Origin of the sequence: Bradyrhizobium sp. CCBAU 25360, assembly GCF_028128695.1 — a bacterium.
Classification (GTDB): domain Bacteria; phylum Pseudomonadota; class Alphaproteobacteria; order Rhizobiales; family Xanthobacteraceae; genus Bradyrhizobium; species Bradyrhizobium ottawaense.
The window spans coordinates 132569-152654 of sequence record NZ_LBJA01000038.1 but is presented as its reverse complement, the minus strand read 5'-3'; the positions used below and the strand labels follow the sequence as shown (position 1 = coordinate 152654).

General features: G+C 65.1%; 17 protein-coding genes. 9 read left to right on the top strand and 8 right to left on the bottom strand.

What is annotated here, in order from left to right:
• Positions 1-35: 35 nt before the first annotated feature.
• The gene (locus XH81_RS16640; RefSeq protein WP_028140710.1) at positions 36-842 is read left to right on the top strand and encodes an SDR family NAD(P)-dependent oxidoreductase; all 807 of its coding nucleotides are present in this window, start codon (positions 36-38) and stop codon (positions 840-842) included.
• Between the two features lie 183 nt (positions 843-1025).
• Here the strand turns inward: XH81_RS16640 and XH81_RS16635 are convergent, their stop codons facing one another.
• Positions 1026-1796, bottom strand: coding sequence for a hypothetical protein (locus XH81_RS16635; protein WP_028140709.1), 771 nt, complete (start codon positions 1794-1796; stop codon positions 1026-1028).
• 221 nt (positions 1797-2017) lie between these two features.
• Entirely contained in the window at positions 2018-3562 is a 1545-nt protein-coding gene (locus XH81_RS16630; RefSeq protein ID WP_028140708.1) for a cation:proton antiporter, read from the bottom strand.
• A 125-nt stretch (positions 3563-3687) separates the two neighbouring features.
• Between XH81_RS16630 and XH81_RS16625 the strand changes: the two genes are divergently transcribed.
• From XH81_RS16625 to XH81_RS16605, 5 genes are all read left to right on the top strand, one after another.
• Complete coding sequence (locus tag XH81_RS16625) at positions 3688-4452, top strand: tetratricopeptide repeat protein (RefSeq protein ID WP_038974817.1); 765 nt, start codon at positions 3688-3690, stop codon at positions 4450-4452.
• Between the two features lie 184 nt (positions 4453-4636).
• Positions 4637-6022 (top strand): tetratricopeptide repeat protein, encoded by a 1386-nt coding sequence (locus tag XH81_RS16620; RefSeq protein ID WP_028140706.1) that lies wholly within the window; start codon positions 4637-4639, stop codon positions 6020-6022.
• Positions 6023-6389: 367 nt separating this feature from the next.
• On the top strand, positions 6390-8300 hold the full coding sequence (locus XH81_RS16615; protein ID WP_028140704.1) for a propionyl-CoA synthetase: 1911 nt from the start codon (positions 6390-6392) through the stop codon (positions 8298-8300).
• Between the two features lie 282 nt (positions 8301-8582).
• On the top strand, positions 8583-8843 hold the full coding sequence (locus XH81_RS16610; protein WP_038974818.1) for a hypothetical protein: 261 nt from the start codon (positions 8583-8585) through the stop codon (positions 8841-8843).
• A gap of 183 nt (positions 8844-9026) precedes the next feature.
• Positions 9027-9773: an OmpW/AlkL family protein gene (locus XH81_RS16605; RefSeq protein ID WP_028140702.1), complete on the top strand. Its 747-nt coding sequence runs from the start codon at positions 9027-9029 to the stop codon at positions 9771-9773.
• A gap of 239 nt (positions 9774-10012) precedes the next feature.
• Here the strand turns inward: XH81_RS16605 and XH81_RS16600 are convergent, their stop codons facing one another.
• Positions 10013-10708 carry a DUF1013 domain-containing protein gene (locus tag XH81_RS16600; RefSeq protein WP_028140701.1) on the bottom strand — a complete coding sequence of 232 codons (696 nt, stop codon included), beginning with the start codon at positions 10706-10708 and terminating at the stop codon, positions 10013-10015.
• Between the two features lie 243 nt (positions 10709-10951).
• Between XH81_RS16600 and ispH the strand changes: the two genes are divergently transcribed.
• From ispH to rnhA, 3 genes are read left to right on the top strand one after another with little or no spacing between them, the layout of a single operon-like run.
• The gene (gene ispH, locus XH81_RS16595) at positions 10952-11920 is read left to right on the top strand and encodes a 4-hydroxy-3-methylbut-2-enyl diphosphate reductase (protein WP_028140700.1); all 969 of its coding nucleotides are present in this window, start codon (positions 10952-10954) and stop codon (positions 11918-11920) included.
• 6 nt (positions 11921-11926) lie between these two features.
• Positions 11927-12910, top strand: coding sequence for a homoserine kinase (locus XH81_RS16590; protein ID WP_028140699.1), 984 nt, complete (start codon positions 11927-11929; stop codon positions 12908-12910).
• On the top strand, positions 12907-13371 hold the full coding sequence (gene rnhA / locus XH81_RS16585) for a ribonuclease HI (protein ID WP_028140698.1): 465 nt from the start codon (positions 12907-12909) through the stop codon (positions 13369-13371). Before XH81_RS16590 ends, rnhA begins: the two co-directional genes overlap by 4 nt.
• 179 nt (positions 13372-13550) lie before the next feature.
• Here the strand turns inward: rnhA and XH81_RS16580 are convergent, their stop codons facing one another.
• The 5 genes from XH81_RS16580 to XH81_RS16560 form a co-directional block, all read right to left on the bottom strand.
• Positions 13551-14036 (bottom strand): peroxiredoxin, encoded by a 486-nt coding sequence (locus XH81_RS16580; RefSeq protein WP_018321314.1) that lies wholly within the window; start codon positions 14034-14036, stop codon positions 13551-13553.
• Between the two features lie 108 nt (positions 14037-14144).
• Complete coding sequence (locus tag XH81_RS16575) at positions 14145-14699, bottom strand: DUF924 family protein (RefSeq protein WP_028140697.1); 555 nt, start codon at positions 14697-14699, stop codon at positions 14145-14147.
• Positions 14700-14714: 15 nt separating this feature from the next.
• Positions 14715-16400: a long-chain fatty acid--CoA ligase gene (locus XH81_RS16570; protein ID WP_028140696.1), complete on the bottom strand. Its 1686-nt coding sequence runs from the start codon at positions 16398-16400 to the stop codon at positions 14715-14717.
• 188 nt (positions 16401-16588) lie between these two features.
• Positions 16589-18076 (bottom strand): D-alanyl-D-alanine carboxypeptidase family protein, encoded by a 1488-nt coding sequence (locus XH81_RS16565; protein WP_028140695.1) that lies wholly within the window; start codon positions 18074-18076, stop codon positions 16589-16591.
• A gap of 189 nt (positions 18077-18265) precedes the next feature.
• Positions 18266-20062: a glucan ABC transporter ATP-binding protein/ permease gene (locus tag XH81_RS16560; protein WP_028140694.1), complete on the bottom strand. Its 1797-nt coding sequence runs from the start codon at positions 20060-20062 to the stop codon at positions 18266-18268.
• Positions 20063-20086 lie beyond the last annotated feature (24 nt).

The following is a 20086-nucleotide window of genomic DNA, read 5'->3' as shown; positions in this document are numbered from 1 at the left end:
GGGCTACAAGAAGAACAACAACAAGGAGACACATGATGGATCGGCTCAAGGGCAAGGTTGCGATGGTGGTGGGGGCCGGCTCGATCGGACCGGGCTGGGGCAACGGCAAGGCGACCGCGGTGACCTTCGCGCGCGAGGGCGCACAGGTGTTCTGCGTCGACCGCAACGGTGCCGCTGCCGAGGAGACCGCGAAGATCATCACCGGCGAAGGCGGCAAGGCGACCGCCTTCACCGCCGATGTGTCCCGCGCGAGCGAGGTCGAGGCGATGGTGGCGGCCTGCCTGAAGGCCTATGGCCGCATCGACGTGCTCGACAACAATGTCGGCATCGCCGAGATGGGCAGCGTGGTCGAGGTGACCGAGGAGAGCTGGGACCGCGTCTTCAGCGTCAACCTCAAGAGCGCCTATTTCGCCATGAAGCACGTCATTCCCGTGATGGTGAAGCAGGGCGGCGGCTCGATCATCAACATCTCCTCGATCGCCTCGATCCGCCACATGGGCATCTCCTACGTCACCTATGGCACCTCGAAGGCGGCGATGAACCAGATGACGCGCACCACCGCGATCGAGTTCGCGCGGCACCATGTCCGCGTCAACGCGATCCTGCCCGGCCTGATGAAGACGCCGATGGTAGAACACTCTGCCGGCCTTGCCGCCAGCTACGCCAAGGGCGATGTCGAGGCGATGTGGCGCGCGCGCGATGCGCAGGTGCCGATGGGTCACATGGGCGATGCCTTCGACGTCGCCAACGCCGCGCTGTTTCTGGCGTCCGACGAGTCGAAATATGTGACGGGGATCGAGCTCGTGGTCGACGGCGGGATCACGTGCAAGGCGGGGGCGTAGGCGCCGCCTGACGCTTCACTGTCGTCCCGGACAAGCGCAGCGCAGATCCGGGACCCATAACCACAGGACGTGGTTTGGCGAAGACTTGCGGTGACCAGCTCACCAAGGTAACCACTCCCTGTGGTTATGGGTCCCGGGTTCGCGCTTCGCGCGCCCCGGGACGACAATGGAGTGTTTGGCTACTCACTGCGCCAGCGCCAGTATCCCGCCGGCAAATGCGTGCCACGCAGCCGTCTCGCTGATCGGCCAGTTCAAGACCTTCACCGCCAGCAGCGCGAGCGTGCCATAGATGTAGACCGGATGCACGCGGCCTTCGGTGCGCCAGTCGCGCACCATGGCGACGACGAGCAGGAGCGATGCGACGACGGCGGGCGCGATCGTCACCGGCACCGGCGGCGGGCCGGGTGGCCCGGGAGGCGCCAGGAAGGTCAGGAACCAGCGCGCGATCGCGGCATCGAGGATCGAGACCGCGGCGAGCAGCATCAGGCGCTTGTGAATCTCTCCTCTGCGGGTGTTCATGATCGCGATCACGAACACGATTGCGAAGAACGCAATCCCGCTCATCGGCACGATCGAGAAGCCGATGCCGGCCTCGCGCTGCCCGAGGGCTGCGGAATGCTGCATCACGTGCACGGAGGCGAGGAAGCCGAAGATCGTCATCGCGGTTGCGAGCGAGACGCCGGCGATGCCGAGCGAGCGATGATTGACGAGGCGGCCCGAGGCCGCGAGCCAGGTCTGAAGCACGAAATAGACAGACCAGGTGAAGAACAAGAGCCCGTGAAAGTGAATCACGGGGCTCGCGGACAACGTCCGGTGGGCGAGCGGAACCCAATAGGTCGGCGCGAAACCGAGAAAAGCTGTGGCCGCGCAGGCCAGGGCCATGTGGAGATAAAAATATCGTGCAGGCGACGCATCACGCGCGCGTACACGACGGTCGTCGGTCAGGGTCGTCATCAGGAATGAGTCTGGGGAGGTGGGGTTTGGTTCAATGCCGGCCGTCGTCCCGGGGCGCGCGTAGCGCGAGCCCGGGACCCATAACCACAGGATTGTGTTTGGCGAAGATTTGGAGTTGCCAACCTCGTGTCACGATGACGTCCTGTGGTTATGGGTCCCGGATCTGCGCGCGCTTGGGGCGCGCTTGTCCGGGACGACACCGAGTTTGTGGCTGCGCTACCTCATCCCCCCGCGCTCAATTCTGCGCGATCGAGCTCCTCTTCGAGCCGGTGGAAGGCATCGTCGCCGATCACTTCGGTGGCGCGGAGCTCGAAGATCGATTTGCGGGCGGCTGCAATGGCGCGGCGGCGCAGGGGATCGGCGGGCAGTTCGCCACTGGCGATGCCGCCGTTGGGATCGCTCCCGGCTTGCATCAGGATGGCGCGATATTCCAGCCGCAGGATCTCGGCCTCCTCGGACGGATCGCTCTCGATCGCATCGAGCGCGGCACGATAGGCGACGGCGCGTGCGCGCGCGACCTCGTTGCCGACGGGATCGTCGTCCTTGAGGCCGAACGCCAGGATCAGCGGCCGCAGCGTCAGGCCCTGGATCACCAGCGATCCCAGCACCACCGCAAAGGCGATGAAGACGATGAAGTCGCGATAGGGAAAATTCTCCGGCAGCGCAAAAGCTGTGGCGAGCGTGACGAGGCCGCGCATGCCGCACCAGGAGATGATGAGGCCGCCCTTGGGCGAGGCGACGGCCCTGGGGTCGTTCGGATGATAGATCCCCTGCGCGACCAGCACCCGCAAGGTCGTGCGATAGAACGTCACCCAGGCGAGGCGCACCAGGATCACCGTCAGCAGGATCCAGCCAGCGGCCACGCAATATTCCCAGCGCACGTCCGCATCCAGCCGCGTCCAGATCGGCCGCATCTGCATGCCGATCAGCATGAAGGCGAGCACGTTGAGCACGAACACCATCGTTTCCCACACCGCATAAGACGGCACCCGCAGCCGTGCCGGCATACGCGCCCCCGCCGTACGCGCCATGGTGATGGCGTAGACGACGATGGTGAGGATGCCGGAGAGGCCGAGATGCTCCGCGGCGATCCAGACCATGAAGGTGGTGGCGAACTGCACGATGATCGCGCTGGGTGCTTCCTTGACCCGTTCCAGGAGCAGCGGGATGATGTAGCCCGCGAGCAGGCCGGCGACGACGCTGCCGACCAGCGCGAGCGCCATCGTCGGCGCGACCTGGCTCCATGTCAGATGCTCGGTGGCGACCGCGCCGACCGCGATGCGGTAGATCAGGAGCGCGCTCGCGTCGTTGAGCAGGCTCTCGCCCTCAAGGACTTTCACCATGCGGTGGGGCAGCTTCACCTGGCTCAGGATCGCGACCGCAGCGGCCGCATCCGGCGGCGCCACGATGGCACCGAGCGCGACCGCGGCGGCCCACGGCATATCGGGCATCAGCCGGTGCGCGACGAAGGCGACGCCGGCCGTGGTCAAGCCGACCGCGGCGACGACCAGGGTCGAGACCGGAACCCAATTGTTGCGCAGATCGCGCAGCGAGGTGTCGAAGGCGGCATCGAGCAGCACCGGTGCGACAAAAAGCGCCAAGGCCAGGTCCGGCTCCAGCGCCCAGGACGGGCTGGACGGCACGAAGGCGATCAGCGCGCCGCCGATGGCCAGAAAGGTCGGGTAGGGGACCTTGATCCGCCGCGCCAGCGCCGATAAGGCAACGGCGCCGAGCAGAAGCGCGATGATCCATTCGAATGTCGACACGATGATCCCCGAAGCCGGTCTGAGCAGCGCCACAAGCTAGCACCAATCCGGCCGTATGATGGATAGTACGGCCCCCAGGCAAGACGTAAGGCAAGCCACAAAGCAAGACACCGACTGCAACGAGCATGTGTTTTCAAAAACTCATTCAACTGTCAGGTGCCGTATTGTTTTGCGCGCTGTCGCTGAATGCCGCCCGGGCTGCGACCGGCGGCGAACCGGCTGCGGTGATCCAGGTCGATGTCGCCTCATGCCTCGCGGCGACCGCGGCAGACGATGTGGACAAGGCGGCCACGGCCTGCGCCGGCGTGATCGACAATGAGAAGACGGCGAAGGGGGATCTGATCAAGGCGCTGATCGCGCGCGCGGCGCTCTATGCGCGGCACGACCAGGTCGACCGCGCCATCGCCGACGACAGCCGCGCTCTTTCGCTCGACCCTGCGCTCGCCGACATCTGGAACGCGCGCGGCGAGCTCTGGCTGAAGAAGGGCGACAAGCCCAAGGCGGTGCAGGATTTCGGCGCGGCCCTGAAGATCGATCCGAACCACGAGAAGGCCAAGGCCAACCACAAGGCAATGGCGCGCGAGCTGGAGCGGATCGGCGCGCAGATGGCGGTCGCCGGCAAGCCCAGCTTCAACTGCAGGCGTGCTGCCCGTGCCGTGGAGAAGGCGATCTGCGGCAACCGCGAGCTCGCCGATCTCGATCGCGAGATCTTTGCATCGAATGCCCGGGTGATCCGGGAGGCGCGCAATCCGGCGGAAGCGAAGAACCTCCAGCGCGAGCAGGATGAGTTCATCGCCCGCCGCAATGCCGGGTACGGCCGGGCGGGGTATGATCTGAAGAAGGCGATGCAGGAGCGCTTGCTGCGACTCAATGGGGTAGACGGATATTAGGCCCGTTGCTGCACGAGAGCTCGTCATGCCCGGGCTTGTCCCGGGCATCCACGTTCTTTGTGCCGCGCGTGAGACGTGATGGCCGGGACAAGCTCGGCCATGACGGCGTAGACAGAGGCGACTTGAACCCATTTCTTCCCTGCCGCGACAACGGTGAGAACCCGACGTCACGGAGCACTCTGCCATGTGCGGCACACATCCTTCCGCGCAAGCGCTTTCGCTTGCCAAAGTCTCGCTTCGCGCCTTTCTTCTCGGGGCGGCGATGAGCCTCGTCCTTGCAGCCCCCGCCTCGGCGGGCGCCGATTGCGTGATGGGCAGCAAGGCTGTTCCCGCGGAGCTGATCCCGGCGTGCACCGTCATCATCGACCAGGGCGCAAGTCCCGCGTCCGACCGCGCCGCGGCGCTGCTGGTTCGCGCCGACGCCAATGCCCGGACTTCTGGCGGCCTCACGCAAGCCCTGCGGGACATCGACCGCGCCATCGCAATCGACGGCAAGAATGCAAAGGCCTGGCGCCTGCGCGGCGACCTCTTGCGCGAGGCCGGCGGGGATCTCAACCGCGCGGCGGCGGATCTGAGCAAGGCGATCGAGCTCGATCCGCAGAATGCGGAGGCTTACGAGCTGCGCGGTGTCGTGTACACCACCCAGCGCAGGCTTGACCGCGCGCTCGCCGATTACGACCAGGCGATCAAGCTGAAGCCGGATGATGCACAGGCATGGTCCGACCGCGGCGTGAACTACTATCTCGGCGGCGACAACGAGAAGGCGATCAAGGATCTCAGCGAGGCGCTGCGGCTCGATCCCAACCGTCCGCGCACCTACACCAACCGCGGCGCCGCTTACAAGAAGCTCGGCCAGCTCGACAAGGCGGTGGCCGACGACGGCGAAGCGATCAGGCTCGATCCGAAGGTGCCCGAATATTTTGACAATCGCGGGCTCACCTATGCTGCCATGAAAGAGTACGACAAGGCGATCGCCGATTACGATCAGGCGCTGCGCCTGGCGCCCCGGCCGAACTTCTTCACCAACCGCGGCGATTCCTACCAGTTCAAGGGTGAGTTCGGAGCCGCGCTCGGTGACTACGAGGCTGCGCTGAAGATCGATCCGAATTTCGCGCTGACCTACAACAACCGCGCCGTGCTCTACAAGAAGATGGGCGAGCGCAAGAAGGCGCTGGCCGATTACGAGACGGCGCTCAAGCTCGATCCCGGCAACGAGAACGCTGCCAACGGCCGCCGCAGCATGATCGCGGAGATCGCGAAATTCGGCGATGAGCCGCCGCGGGCGCTGAATGCGGCGTCCGGCAATGGTCCGTCCTTCGCATGCGCGACCGCGAAGCGCGAGGTCGAGAAGGTGATCTGCGCCGATCCGCAGCTGGGCGTGCTCGACCGCCAGATCGCCGAGACCTATGAGCGCGTGCTGAAATCGGCGGGCAAGCGCTCGGCTGGCGAGCTGCGCAAGACCCAGCGCGATTTCCTTAGCCTCCGCAACGCCAGCTTCGGCCGGCCGGGCTATGATCTGAGGAAGGTCATGCAGGAGCGGTTGCAGAAGCTGAACGCGACGGAGAGCTGAGGCGGGCTCTTCGCCTCTCCCTGCCGTGAGCGGCAGGGCAATTGAACATCTAGCAGAGGTCGTCATGCCCGGGCTTTTCCCGGGCATCCACGTTCTCCGTGCGTTATGGAAAGGCGTGGATGGCCGGGACAAGCCCGGCCATGACGATGTGGGTACTGTCGTGCCCCCCTAGCCCATACCCCATATGCGATAGCCCTGCCGCAAGCGGGGAGAGGGAGAAATAACCCATCCTTTTCAGCTTGAACCGCGGCCCGTTCCCGGGAAAATACCTCTCAAACAAGGCCGACACTTGACCCGGGTCATGGCGGGGCGACCGCCGCGCCGCAAGGTTCGAGGTCAGGCCGATAAAGGTAACGGGAGCGCGGGAATGAACATCCAGGGCAAGAGCAGTTATCATGAGGTCCATGCGCGCTCGCTGGCCGATCCCGAAGGCTTCTGGGCCGAGGCCGCGAAAGAGATCGACTGGATCGAGCCGCCGAAGACCATCTTCGACCCCTCGCAAGGGACCTACGGCCGCTGGTTCGCCGGCGGCGTCGTCAATACCTGCTACAACGCGCTCGACCGCCATGTCGAAGGCGGGCGCGCCGACCAGGTCGCGCTGATCCACGATTCGCCGCTCACGGGCAGCGTCACCAAGCTCACCTATGCTGAACTGCTGAACGAGGTGCAGGCGCTTGGCGCCATCATGCAGGATTTCGGCGTCGCCAAGGGCGACCGCGTCATCCTCTATATGCCGATGGTGCCGGAGGCCGTGGTCGCGATGCTCGCCTGCGCGCGGATCGGGGCGGTGCACTCCGTGGTGTTCGGCGGCTTTGCAGCGAAGGAACTCGCCACCCGCATCGACGACGCGCAGCCGAAACTCATTCTCTCCGCAAGCTGCGGGATCGAGCCCGGCCGCATCGTGCAGTACAAGCCGCTGCTCGACGAGGCGATCAGGCTTGCCGGCAGCAAGCCGAAGGCCTGCATCGTGCTGCAACGCCCGCAGCTCACTTGCGACCTGGCCCCGGGACGGGACTACGATTGGGCGAGCCTGCGCCGCAAGGCGATGAACGACGGCAAGAAGGCGCCCTGCGCGGCTGTTGCCGCGACCGATCCGCTCTACATCCTCTACACCTCGGGCACCACGGGTATCCCGAAGGGCGTCGTGCGCGACAATGGCGGCCATCTCGTCGCGGTGAAATGGTCGATGTTCAACCTCTATGGCGTCAAGCCGGGCGAGGTGTGGTGGTGCGGCTCCGACATCGGCTGGGTGGTCGGCCACAGCTACATCGTCTACGGGCCGCTGCTGCACGGCGCGACGACGATCATGTATGAGGGCAAGCCGGTCGGCACGCCCGACGCCGGCGCATTCTGGCGCGTGATCGCCGAGCACAAGGCGGTCGCGTTCTTCACTGCGCCGACCGCGTTCCGCGCGATCCGGAAAGACGATCCGGAAGGAAAGTTCATCCGGCAATACGACCTGTCGAAGTTCCGCACGCTGTTCCTCGCCGGCGAGCGTGCCGATCCGCCGACGGTCGAATGGGCGGAGCAGCAGCTGAAGGTGCCGGTGATCGACCATTGGTGGCAGACCGAGACCGGCTGGTGCATCGCCGGCAACCCGGTCGGGCTCGGCATGCTGCCGGTGAAGCACGGCTCGCCGACGGTGCCGATGCCGGGCTACCAGGTCGACGTGGTCGACGAGGCGGCAAAGCCGGTCGGGCCCAACACCATGGGCTCGATCGTCATCAAGCTGCCGATGCCGCCGGGCTGCCTGCCGACCCTGTGGAATCAGGATGCACGCTTCAGGGAGGCTTATCTCAGCGAATTCCCCGGCTATTACAAGACCTCGGATGCCGGCTACAAGGACGAGGACGGCTATGTCTTCGTCATGGGCCGCACCGACGACATCATCAACGTCGCCGGCCATCGGCTCTCCACCGGCGGCATGGAGGAGATCCTGGCCTCGCATCCCGATGTTGCCGAATGTGCCGTGCTCGGCGTCAAGGACGCGATCAAGGGCGAGGTGCCCTGCGGCTTCCTGGTGCTCAAGGCCGGCGTGAAGCGTGCGCCCGCCGAGATCGAGAAGGAGATCGTCGCGCTGGTGCGCGACAAGCTCGGCCCGGTCGCCGCCTTCAAGCTCGCGATCACCGTCGGCCGCCTGCCCAAGACACGCTCCGGCAAGATTCTGCGCGGCACCATCAAGAAGATCGCCGACGGCGAGTCCTGGACCATGCCGGCGACGATCGAGGATCCCAAGACGCTCGACGAGATCGGGGAGGCGCTGAAGGGGCGGGTGTGAGGCGAAGCGTCATCCCGGGGCGGTCCGCAGGACCGAACCCGGGATCTCGAGATTCCCCGGTGCGCAATTGCGCACCTGAGGTCTGGTGCTTGCGCACCATCCCGGAACGACCGACTCCATTGGGGGCTTGAATAGGCCGCATTTTTCCGCTCAACCCTCATCCTGAGGTGCGCGCCTGGCGCGCGTCTCGAAGGATGAAAGGCCCCGCTGCTGAATCCGGGCCTTTCATGGTTCGAGAAACCCGCCGCGCGGGCTCCTCATCATGAGGACGAAAGAGCTGCTATGAATTCGAAGCCGTTTCTTGCGATTGTGTTTGCGGGCCTCATGCTCTCCGCCTGCTCCGCGCGCTACCAGACGCCGGTGGCGGTGGGCGGCGACGACGACGATGCGGTCTGCCTGGGCCGGGGCAATGCGCAGGGCTCGCCGGAATACGTGGCCTGCCGCAAGGATCGCGACGTTCAGCGCAACGCCGCCACCGCCCGTGCAGATCGCCGCCAGCGCGACCTCGGCGAATACATGCTGAACCATCCCGAGCGGCCCTGATGTGAGGTGCGGCATTATCCTGCCGCGCCGCATTCGTGATTTCCGTGACAGATCTGCAACGCCGTGGCCAAATCGTGGCTGCGTCTGGCTGAATTGATCGAAGTCAAATCCTTCAGCGCCCCCCTTCTGCTCTGACGCTCATGTCGCGCAACGACGCGCGAGTGAAGGCTGAAGGGGATTGAAATGCAGAGAACGACAAGAAACCTGGCGCGGCTTGCGACGGTTGGCGCGATGCTCGCGGGCACGTTTGCATCGGTGCAAGCTGCCGATTTGCCGGTTTACAAGAAGGCGCCGCCGCCGGTGGAGGCGTTCAATCCGTGGATGGTGCGTCTGCGCGTGCTCGGCGTGTTGCCGGATGCCGGCGGCTCGACCGTCAATGTGGCGGGCGTGCCCTCGCTGTCCTCGCCGAACTCCGGCCTTTCGATCAGCGATCAGGTCGTCCCCGAGCTCGACATCAGCTACTTCTTCACCAAGAACATCGCCGCGGAGCTGATCCTCGGCGTGACCCGGCACTCGATCAGCGGCACCGGCTCGCTCGCGAACCTGCCGATCGGCAAGACCACGCTGCTGCCGCCGACGCTGACGCTGCAATATCACTTCGACCAGTTCGGCGCTTTCAAGCCGTATGTTGGCGCCGGTGTGAACTACACCGTGTTCTTCAACAATTCCGCGGCCAATTCGCCTGCCGCAATCGCCGGTCCGCCCGCGATCGTCGCCACCACCACCAACCTGCATGTCAGCAACGCCTGGGGCGGCGCCGTGCAGTTCGGCTTCGACTACATGATCGACCGGCACTGGGGTCTCAACGTCGACGTCAAGAAGCTCTGGCTGCGTCCGGACTACAGCGCCACCGTCTCCGGCCTGCCGGTCACCGGCACCGCGCATATCGATCCGTGGCTGGTCGGCGCCGGCGTGACGTACAAGTTCTGAGGAGCGCTCGCGTAGAGCAACGAATTCCGCTGTCGTCCCGGCGAACGCCGGGACCCATACCGCGGAAGCTATCGATAGAAAGCGCAGTACCGAACGACGAGTCTTCGCCAAACCTCTCCCTGGGGTTATGGGTCCCCGCGTTCGCGGGGACGACCACCGGGAGAGGGGGAAAACAAAAGCGCGGCAGGTTTCCTGCCGCGCTTTTTGCGTTTTAAGCGAACGGAAGAGAGGGAGAGGAACTACTCTTCCTCGTCTTCCTGCTTCTTGCCGCCGAGCGTCTTCAGCTTGGCGAACACGGCGTCGAGGTTGAGGTCGTCGTTCGATCGCTCGGCCGGCTCGAACTCGTCCTTCTTGGTGGTCTCGGAGGCCGGCAGCAGCGTGGCACCGCCATAGGCTGCGTCGATCGGCTTCTCCTTGGCCGCGCGCGCCACCTCGAAATCGAGCTCGATCTGCGAGCAGAGGCCGAGGGTGACGGGGTCGATCGGGGTCAGCTGGGAGGTGTTCCAGTGGGTTCGGTCCCGCACGCTCGCGATGGTGCTCTTGGTGGTGCCGACCAGGCGCATGATCTGGGCGTCCTTGAGCTCGGCATGGTTGCGCAGCAGCCAGAGGATGGCGCTCGGACGTTCGTGGCGGCGCGAGACCGGGGTGTAGCGCGGGCCCTTGCGCTTGGGCTGGGGCGGCAGCACCACCTTGCTCTCCTGGAGGCGGAGCCGATAATCCGGATTCCTCTCGCCCTTCTCGATCTCCTCGCGGGTCAGCTGGCCGTTGGAGAGGGGATCCATGCCCTTGATGCCCTGGGCAGCATCGCCGTCGGCGATTGCGCGCACCTCGAGGGGATGCATCTTGGTGAAATCGGCGACCTGGTCGAAGGTCAGCGCGGTGTTGTCGAGCAGCCAGACGGCGGTCGCCTTGGGCATCAGAGGTGCGTTGCTCATGGCAAATCTCCTTTGTGCTTCGCCCACCCCTCTGGAGGCGAAACCGGTGGTCATCAGCGATGACTGGGAATTCGCGCTATATAAGCCCGGAGGGGGTAGCCACGCAATGGTTCTGCTATAGATAGTGCCTTGACAGCGCCCGAAAGGGGGCCCAATTCCCTGTAAGCCCGTACCCAAGCCCTATTCCATCCATCGACCGCTTCCCGCCCATTTGGCGAGGTGATTCGGTCCCGAGATCGCTCAATGTCAGCCAAACCAGACCTCAAGATCGTGCTTTGTTCTCCCCGTGGCTTCTGCGCCGGGGTGGTCCGGGCGATCGACACCGTGGAACGGGCGCTCGATAAGTACGGCGCCCCCGTCTATGTTCGCCATGAGATTGTGCACAACAAGTATGTCGTCGACGGGTTGAAGAAGAAGGGCGCCATCTTCGTCGAGGAGCTGGCCGAAATCCCTGAAAACACCAGCGCGCCGGTGGTGTTCTCGGCCCATGGCGTGCCGAAATCGGTTCCGGCCGACGCCCAGTCCCGCAATCTGTTCTCGCTGGATGCGACCTGCCCGCTGGTGACCAAGGTGCACCGCGAGGCCGCGATCCACTTCAAGCGTGGCCGCGAGATCTTCCTGATCGGCCACTCCCATCACCCCGAAGTGGTCGGCACGCTCGGCCAGCTTCCGACCGGCGCCGTGACCCTGATCGAGACCGCCGAGGACGCCAAGACCATCTCCCCGAAGGACCCCAACAACCTCGCCTTCGTGACCCAGACCACGCTGTCGATCGACGACACCGCGGAGATCGTGGCGCTGCTGAAGGAGCGCTTCCCGAACATCAACGGGCCGCACAAGGAAGACATCTGCTACGCCACCACCAACCGCCAGCTCGCGGTGAAGAAGGTGGCGCCGGTGGTCGACGCGCTCATCGTCGTCGGTGCCCCCAATTCGTCGAACTCGCAGCGCCTGCGCGAGGTCGCCGAGCGCGAGGGCTGCGGGATTGCGGTGCTGGCGCAGCGTGCCACTGACATCGACTGGGACAAGTTCGGCAACATCAAGAGCCTCGGCATCACCGCGGGCGCGTCCGCGCCGGAAGTGATCGTCGAGGAGATCATGGACGCCTTCGCCGAGCGCTACACGCTGCATGTGGAGACGGTCTCGGCCGCGGAGGAGAACGAGTTCTTCCCGCTGCCGCGTCAGGTGCGCCCCGAAGCCGCCGCCGAGTAGACCTTTATGGCGGTCTACACCGACGTTGCCGCCGACGAGCTTGCGGATTTCCTGAAGCAATACGAGCTCGGCGAATTGCTCTCCTACAAGGGCATCGCCGAGGGCGTCGAGAATACCAACTTCCTGCTGCATACGACCGAGGGCTCGTTCATCCTCACGCTCTACGAGAAGCGCGTGGCGAAGAACGATTTGCCGTTCTTCCTCGCCCTGATGACGCATCTGGCCGAGCACGGCATCAACTGCCCGCTGCCGGTGAAGGGAAGAGACGGCGAGGCGTTGCGCGAGCTGTCGGGGCGTCCCGCGGCGATCATCACCTTTCTCGAAGGCATGTGGCCGCGCAAGCCGAACGTGGCCCATTGCGCCGGTGTCGGCGGGGCGCTGGCGAAGATGCATCTGGCCGGCGCGAATTTTGCGGTTCGGCGCGCCAATGCGCTGTCGGTCGCGGGCTGGCGGCCCCTGTTCGATGCGGCTTCGAACCGCGCCGACGAGGTGCAGCCGGGCCTGCGCGCTTTCCTGGCGACCGAGCTCGACCATCTCTCGAGCGGGATCTGGCCGGGCGATCTGCCGGAGGGCGTGATCCACGCCGACCTCTTCAACGACAACGTCTTCTTCCTCGGCGACCAGCTCTCGGGGATCATCGACTTCACCTTCGCCTGCAACGACATGCTGGCCTATGACGTCGCGATCTGCCTCAACGCCTGGTGCTTCGAGCCGGATCATTCCTTCAACGTCACCAAGGCGCGCGCCTTCCTCAATGCTTATGGCCGCGTGCGAAAGCTGAGCGAGGCCGAAGAGGCCGCACTGCCGCTGCTGGCGCGGGGTGCTGCGATCCGCTTCCTGCTGACGCGGCTGGTCGACTGGCTCAACGTCCCCGAAGGCGCGCTGGTCAAGCCGAAGGATCCGCTGGAATATGTCCGCAAGCTGCGCTTCCACCAGAGCGTGACGAGCGTACGCGATTACGGGCTGATGCCGTCAGGATTGGTCGCGTGAGCGAGCTTCCCAATGTCACGATCTATACCGATGGCGCCTGCTCGGGAAATCCCGGGCCGGGCGGCTGGGGCGCGATCCTGAAGTTCGGCGACAAGGAAAAAGAGTTGAACGGCGGCGAGCGCCATACCACCAACAACCAGATGGAGCTGATGGCGGCGATCTCGGCGCTCGAAGCGCTGAAGAAGCCGTGCACGGTCGATCTCTACACCGACAGCCAGTATGTCAGGCAGGGCATCACCGGCTGGATTCATGGCTGGAAGCGCAACGGCTGGCGCACCGCCGACAAGAAGCCGGTGAAGAATGTCGAGCTATGGCAGCGCCTGGATGCCGCGCTGAAGGCGCACGAGGTCCGCTGGCATTGGGTCAAAGGCCATGCCGGGCATCCAGAGAACGAGCGTGCCGATCAGCTGGCGCGGGACGGGATCGTGAAGGCTAGGTTGCAGCAGAGGCTGGCGGAGTAGGGGGCTGCCGGCGCTCCACTCACTGCCGTCATCCCGGCGAAAGCCGGGATCCATACCCACCGGGTCGAGTTTGGCGAAGACTCGTGGTGACCAGCTCGCTCCGCTACTCCACCCTGAGAGTATGGGTCCCGGCGTTCGCCGGGACGACACCGAGTGATTGGCTGAAAGCGGTGGCCGCCTTACAGCTGCCCGAGCAGCGTATCGCCGCCGGAGACCTCGACCTTGCCGGGCATCGCCTCGAGGTTCAGCTTCTTCACCACGCCGTCCTCGACCAGCATCGAATAGCGCTTGGAGCGGATGCCGAGGCCGTTGGCGGAGGCGTCCAGCTCCATGCCGATCGCCTTGGTGAAATCGGCATTGCCGTCGGCGAGGAAGATAGCCTCGTCGCGCTGGTCGGTGTCGCGCTTCCAGGCGTTCATGACGAAGGCGTCGTTGACGGACACGATGGCGATGCTGTCGACGCCCTTGTCCTTCAGGGCATAGGCGTTGAGGAAGATGCTCGGCAGATGCATCTTGTGGCAGGTGCCGGTATAGGCGCCGGGCACCGCGAACAGCGCCACCTTCTTGCCCTTGAAGATATCGTCGGTGGTCTTCACCTGCGGGCCTTCCGCCGTCATCACGCGGAATTTCGCCTCGGGCAGCTTGTCGCCAGTCTGGATCGCCATTGTCGGTCTCCCTGAATATCGATCCCGCTTATTAGACCGTGCCGCGGGCCTGCACAATATTGCTGGCGGGCGAAGCGGTGAGGGTGGGGCCCCTTCACCGTGATGTCATCAACCGGCGAAGCCGCCCTTGTCGAGGAAGGCCTGCTCTTCCTCGGTGCTGTCGCGGCCGAGCAGGTGGTTGCGGTGGGGAAACCGGCCGAACCGCTGGATGATGTCGGCGTGCTCCCGGGCGTATTTCAGGTTTTCGGCATTCTCGGTGTTCTGAAACAGCGCGACGCAGTGCAGCTGGTCGGGCAGGTGCTCCGAATGCATGAAGGGCAAATAAAGGAATTCGAGCAGGACCGGATCGACCCTGGCATCGACACCGCGATCGATCGCCCGGCGGGCGACGTCGCGCGCCAGCGCATCGCTGGCAAAGGCCTGGGGCGTGCCGCGGAACATGTTGCGGGGGAATTGGTCGAGTACGATGACCAGCGCGAGTGCGCCGTCATCGCTTGCCTCCCATGAAGCGATCTCGCCGGCGACCGCCTTCTGCCACAAAGCAAGGAAGCGGCGCCTGACTTCCGCGTCGAAAGCGTCGCTGCGCTCGTACCAGCGCTCGCGGCCGGCCTCGCGCCAGAAGGCGAGAATGCCCGATGGCGTGATATCGCCGACCGCGGTCATGAATCGGCGACGCGCTTACGCCGCCTGAGCCTTCTTCTCGTCGCGCAGCTCGCGTCGCAGGATCTTGCCGACATTGGTCTTGGGCAGGTCGCTCCGGAATTCGATGTGCTTGGGCACCTTGTAGCCGGTGAGCTGCTCGTGACAGAATTTGATCACCGCCTCAGCGGTGAGGTTCTGATCCTTCTTCACCACGAAAGCCTTCACCGCTTCGCCCGACTTGGAATCGGGGATGCCGATCACGGCGCATTCGAGCACGCCCGGATGACTCGCGATCACTTCCTCGATCTCGTTCGGATAGACGTTGAAGCCGGAGACCAGGATCATGTCCTTCTTGCGGTCGACGATCTTGGTGTAGCCCTTCTCGTCCATGATGCCGATGTCGCCGGTGCGGAAATAGCCGTCCGCGGTCATCACCTTGGCGGTCTCCTCGGGCCTGTTCCAGTAGCCCGACATCACCTGCGGACCCTTGGCGCAGATCTCGCCCGCCTGGCCGAGCGGCACCTCGTTGCCGTCGTCGTCGCGGATCGAGATGTAGGTCGATGGCACGGGAATGCCGATCGTTCCGGTGAACTCGGTTGCCGTTGCCGGATTGCAGGTCAGCGTCGGCGAAGTCTCCGACAGGCCGTAGCCCTCGGCGATGAAGCAGCCGGTGATCGCCTTCCATTGATCGGCCACGGGGCGCTGCACCGCCATGCCGCCGCCGTTGGAGATCTTCAGCTTGGAGAAGTCGAGCTTCTTGAAATCAGGGTGGTGCATCAGGCCGTTGTAGAGCGTGTTCACGGCCGGGAAGCTGTTGACCTGGTATTTCGCCAGCTCCTTGACGAAGCCGGCGATGTCGCGCGGGTTGGGGATCAGGAGATTGCAGCCGCCGGCGCGCACCGCGAGCAGGTAGCAGGCCGTCAGCGCGAAGATGTGATAGAGCGGCAGCGCGCAGACGATCATGAGCTGGTCGACATGCGGCGGCGCGGCGAGCGCCGGCTGGAGCCAGGCGTCGTTCTGCAGGACGTTGGCGACGATGTTGCGGTGGAGCAGGGTGGCGCCCTTGGAGACGCCGGTGGTGCCGCCGGTATATTGCAGGAAGGCGACGTCGCCCGGCGAGAGCTTTGGCTTGTTGAAGGTCATGCCGCGGCCGGCCGACAGCGCATCGTTGAAGGAGATCGAGCCCGGCAGCGACCATGCCGGTACCATCTTCTTGACGCGGCGGACGACGAGATTGACGATCACGCCCTTGAAGCCGAGCAGGTCGCCCATGCTGCCGACGATCACGTGCTTGACCTGCGTCCTGGCGATCACCTGCTCGACGGTGTGGGCGAAGTTCTCCAGCACGATGATGGCTTCGGCGCCGGAATCCTTGAGCTGGTGCTCGAGCTCGCGCGGGGTGTAGAGCGGATTGACATTGACCACCGCGAAACCGGCGCGCAGCGCGGCGGCGGTCGCGATCGGATATTGCAGCACGTTCGGCATCATGATGGCGATGCGGGCGCCGCGCTGCAGCCCGCGGCCCTGCAAATAGGCGGCGAGCGCGACCGACATCTGGTCGAGGTCGCGATAGCTGATGGACTTGTCCATGCAGATGAACGCCTTGCGGTCGGCGAACTTGGTGAAGCTCTCTTCAAGAAGATCGACCAGCGATGCGTATTGGGTCGGCTCGATATCGGCGGGCACGCCGGGCGGATATTGCTTGAGCCAGATGCGCTCCATGGAAAACTCCCCTCATCTACCAGAGCCCGCTGTGTCTCGGGCTTGCCTCATTGCTGCCAGTATCGAGCCTGCCGGAACGGGTGGCAAGTCGTCGAGGCTTAAGACATCGGTCAGGGAGTGGCTACCGGAATCGTCGAGTTACCGCGCTGCCGCAGGTGCGAAGCGCGGGGTCCCGGCTCGGCGCGCCGTTAACTGTTGTTGGCCGGCTTGGCGGCGGGCTTTGTCGCGGCCTTGGGCTTGGCGGGCTTCGGATCGCTGCTAGCCGCGGGCTTCTCGGCGGGTTTTGCCGCCGCGTCGTGCTTGGCGGCAGCATGCTTGGGCGCCGCCGGCTTCGCCGCGGTCTTCGCGTCGCTCTTATCGTTGCCCTTGGCCTCAGCCGGCTTGGCGACAGGCTTCACGGCCGCTGTCTTGGTGTCCTTGGCGGCGTCCTTGCCCGCGTCTTTCGGCTTGTCGGCCGCGTCAGGCTTCTTGGCCACGCGCGACTTCTTGCCACGCGGCTTTGACGTGGCCTGCTGGTCGGCATCGGCCGCGACCGCCGCGATCAGGGCGGTGCCGGTGCGGGTCGGGCCGGTATAGACCAGCACGGGCTCGGCCGCCGCGGGAGCTGAGGCCATCAGCTCGGAGGCCTTCATCAGGGGCGGCTGGAGGCCGGCGGTGAAGAAGGTCACCTGGGCTTCGCCGCCGGTGGCCGAGGCCGATCCGCTGGTGCCGCCATTGGCCGCAATCAGCGCATCGTCGTCGTCGCTGGCCGGCCGCTTGCGATGGCCGCCGCACATCTCGTCGCGCAGGTTCGGCGGCGAGGCATCGACCGGCACGAGGTTATCGACCGTGCCGAGCGAGGGGCGCAGCCACGTCAGATTGTCCTGGCTGAAGCCGCGCTCCAGCAGCTGCGCCGCCTTCACCGCGCGCGCGGTGCCGGAATTGGCGCCGAGCACCACCGCGATCAGCCGGCGCCCGTTGCGGGTGGCCGAGGCGACGAGGTTGTAGCCGGAGGCGCAGATGAAGCCGGTCTTGAAACCGTCGGCGCCGGGATAGCGGCCGATCAGCTTGTTGAAATTGCCGGTGGTGCGCTTGCCGAAGCGGATCGCCGGGATGTGCACGAAGTATTCGTATTCCGGCAGGTCGCGCAGGAACGAGCGCGCGAGGATGGCGAGGTCGCGCGCCGACGTGATCTGGCCGTCGGCGGGCAGGCCGTTCGGATTGACGTAGCTGGTCTGCGTCATGCCGAGCTTCTTCGCGGTATCGTTCATCATCGCGGAGAAACCGTCGATCGAACCGCCGACGCCTTCGGCGAGCACCACGGCCATGTCGTTCGCCGACTTGACCATCATCATCTTCAGCGCGTTGTCGACGGTGAGCTGCGTTCCCGGACGGAACCCCATCTTCGAGGGCGATTGCGAGGCCGCCGTCGGCGATACCGTGAGCAGCGTGTCGAGCGTCAGCCTGCCGTCCTTGACCGCCCTCAACGTCACATAGGCTGTCATGATCTTGGTGACGGAGGCCGGATACCAGGGAATGGTCGCATTGTCGGCCTGCAACACCTTACCGGTGTCGGCCTCGATCAGCAGCAGCGCTTCGGCGCTCGCCCCGCGCGGCGCGAGCAGCGCGGCACATGCGAGCGTGGCAGCGAACAGGTTGAACAGCGATTTGCGAAGCAGCGGGCGTAGGGCGTGCACTATCCGATTCCGGTCCTTGGAGACCCGCCTGATACGGGCGGTGCTCGTGATCTGATTGTCGGTTCTGAAATCCAGCGCCGCCGCTTGCGGCGCCGCAAACCTATACCGGCTGGTGCGTCGAGAACAGGGGCATGAGCGGGGTATTCCGCAATGAAATAGGCCGAATTTCGACGATCCTGTGGGGACTTGCTACGGGGATTTGGCAGCAGTCGCAGCAGCCTCTGCGGCTGTCACACTGGCCCGTGTGGTCTCGTGAACCATGAACTGGGCCCTGGCGAGTTCGGCGAAATGGCCGCTCTTGGCCACGAGTTCGTCGAAAGTTCCACTTTCGATCACCCGTCCGTTCTCGAACACCAGGATCCGCGTGGCGTTGCGGATGGTGGAGAGCCGGTGCGCGATCACGAAGGTGGTGCGGCCCTTCATCACTTCGTCGAGAGCGGCATTCACCTTGGCCTCGGTGAGGGCGTCGAGCGCGGAGGTAGCCTCGTCCAGAATCAGGATCGGGGGATCCTTCAGCAGCGCGCGGGCGATCGACAGCCGCTGCCGCTCGCCGCCGGAGAGCATGCGGCCGCGCTCGCCGGCATTGGTCTCGAAGCCGCCGCTGCGCTCGATGAAATCGAGCGCCTGGGCACGCTCGGCCGCCTTGCGCATCTCGGCTTCGGTCGCGTCCGGCTTGCCGACGCGCAGATTCTCCTCGATCGAGCGGTTGAACAGCAGCGCCTCCTGGAACACGACGCCGATATTCCGGCGCAGCGAGGTCAGCGTGACGCCGCGCACGTCCATGCCGTCGATCTTGATGAAGCCGGATTGCGGGTCGAAGGCGCGGTGCAGGAGCGCGATCGCGGTGGATTTGCCGGCGCCGGTCGGACCGACCAGCGCGATGGTCTGGCCGGGCAGCGCGGTGAAGGTGAGGTCCTCGATCGCCGGCCGCTTGCCGTCGTAGGAAAAGGTGACGTCGTTGAACTCGACGAGGCCGGACAGCCTGCCGGCGTCGATCGCGTCGGGCCGGTCGTGCACTGCGGGCACGGCGTCGAGCACATTGAAGAACTCGCGCAGGCGAGGCGCTTCCATGAACACGTTGTTGATGAAGCTCACCACCTGCTCGAGCTTCTGGATCAGCAGCGTCGCAAAGCTCACGAACATCACGATCTCGCCGACCGAGGTCAGCCCCTGGTCGTGCAGCGCGATGCCGAGCGTGAAGATCGCGAGCACGGTGATGGTGGTGGAGGCGCGCGTGATGACGGTGACGAGCGCCCACCATGACAGCACCGGCATCTGCGCGGCCAGCAACTCGTCGGCGACGGAGCGCAGTCCCTTCACCTCGGATTCGACGCGCACGAAGCTCTGAACCAGCGCGACATTGCCGAGTGCATCGGAGGCGCGCGCGGACAGCTCGCTATATTGCTCCTCGACCGCCATCTGCATGCCGAAGGTCTTGCGCACCACGAAGGTCGTCAGTGCGGTGAAGACGATGCAGAGCACGAACAGCAGGATCGCGAGCCGCCAGTTCAGGTAGAGCGACAGCGGCAGCAGCACAACGACCGAGAGGATCGCGGCAAAGTGCTCGCGGAAGAAGCCGAGCCACAGCCGCCACAAGGCGTCGGTGCCGTTGAGCATCACCTTCATCAGCCGGCCCGAATGGGTGCCGGAATGGAAGGTCAGCGGCAATTGCAGGATGTGCTCGAAATAATCGGTCAGCACCGCCTGGCGCTGGCGGTGCGAGAGCCGGTCGGCCTGCAAGGCCACGAGCGCGCTGCAGAGAATAGTGAACAGCCCGAACGCGACCCAGGCGATGAGGAACGGCCAGGCCGAGCTCGACCCGGCTACCGTCTTGCCGGAGAGCACGTCGACGATCCGCCCGAACAGTACGGGCTCGGCGAACTGCGAGGCAGCGAGCAGGAGGTTGGCGACCGCGAGCAGCCAGCCCAGCCGCGCCTCCTTGCCGAGCAGCTCGAGAACACGTGTGTAGAGACGGAGGATGGGCATGCGGGCTAACGAACTCGAGCGGGT

Coding starts and splice junctions, on each gene's coding strand:
- XH81_RS16635 (WP_028140709.1), bottom strand. CDS start 1,796: ATGACGACCCTGACCGACGACCGTCGTGTACGCGCGCGTGATGCGTCG.
- XH81_RS16605 (WP_028140702.1), top strand. CDS start 9,027: ATGCAGAGAACGACAAGAAACCTGGCGCGGCTTGCGACGGTTGGCGCG.
- XH81_RS16610 (WP_038974818.1), top strand. CDS start 8,583: ATGAATTCGAAGCCGTTTCTTGCGATTGTGTTTGCGGGCCTCATGCTC.
- XH81_RS16615 (WP_028140704.1), top strand. CDS start 6,390: ATGAACATCCAGGGCAAGAGCAGTTATCATGAGGTCCATGCGCGCTCG.
- XH81_RS16570 (WP_028140696.1), bottom strand. CDS start 16,400: ATGGAGCGCATCTGGCTCAAGCAATATCCGCCCGGCGTGCCCGCCGAT.
- XH81_RS16620 (WP_028140706.1), top strand. CDS start 4,637: ATGTGCGGCACACATCCTTCCGCGCAAGCGCTTTCGCTTGCCAAAGTC.
- XH81_RS16590 (WP_028140699.1), top strand. CDS start 11,927: ATGGCGGTCTACACCGACGTTGCCGCCGACGAGCTTGCGGATTTCCTG.
- XH81_RS16625 (WP_038974817.1), top strand. CDS start 3,688: ATGTGTTTTCAAAAACTCATTCAACTGTCAGGTGCCGTATTGTTTTGC.
- XH81_RS16600 (WP_028140701.1), bottom strand. CDS start 10,708: ATGAGCAACGCACCTCTGATGCCCAAGGCGACCGCCGTCTGGCTGCTC.
- ispH (WP_028140700.1), top strand. CDS start 10,952: ATGTCAGCCAAACCAGACCTCAAGATCGTGCTTTGTTCTCCCCGTGGC.
- XH81_RS16640 (WP_028140710.1), top strand. CDS start 36: ATGGATCGGCTCAAGGGCAAGGTTGCGATGGTGGTGGGGGCCGGCTCG.
- XH81_RS16575 (WP_028140697.1), bottom strand. CDS start 14,699: ATGACCGCGGTCGGCGATATCACGCCATCGGGCATTCTCGCCTTCTGG.
- XH81_RS16560 (WP_028140694.1), bottom strand. CDS start 20,062: ATGCCCATCCTCCGTCTCTACACACGTGTTCTCGAGCTGCTCGGCAAG.
- XH81_RS16580 (WP_018321314.1), bottom strand. CDS start 14,036: ATGGCGATCCAGACTGGCGACAAGCTGCCCGAGGCGAAATTCCGCGTG.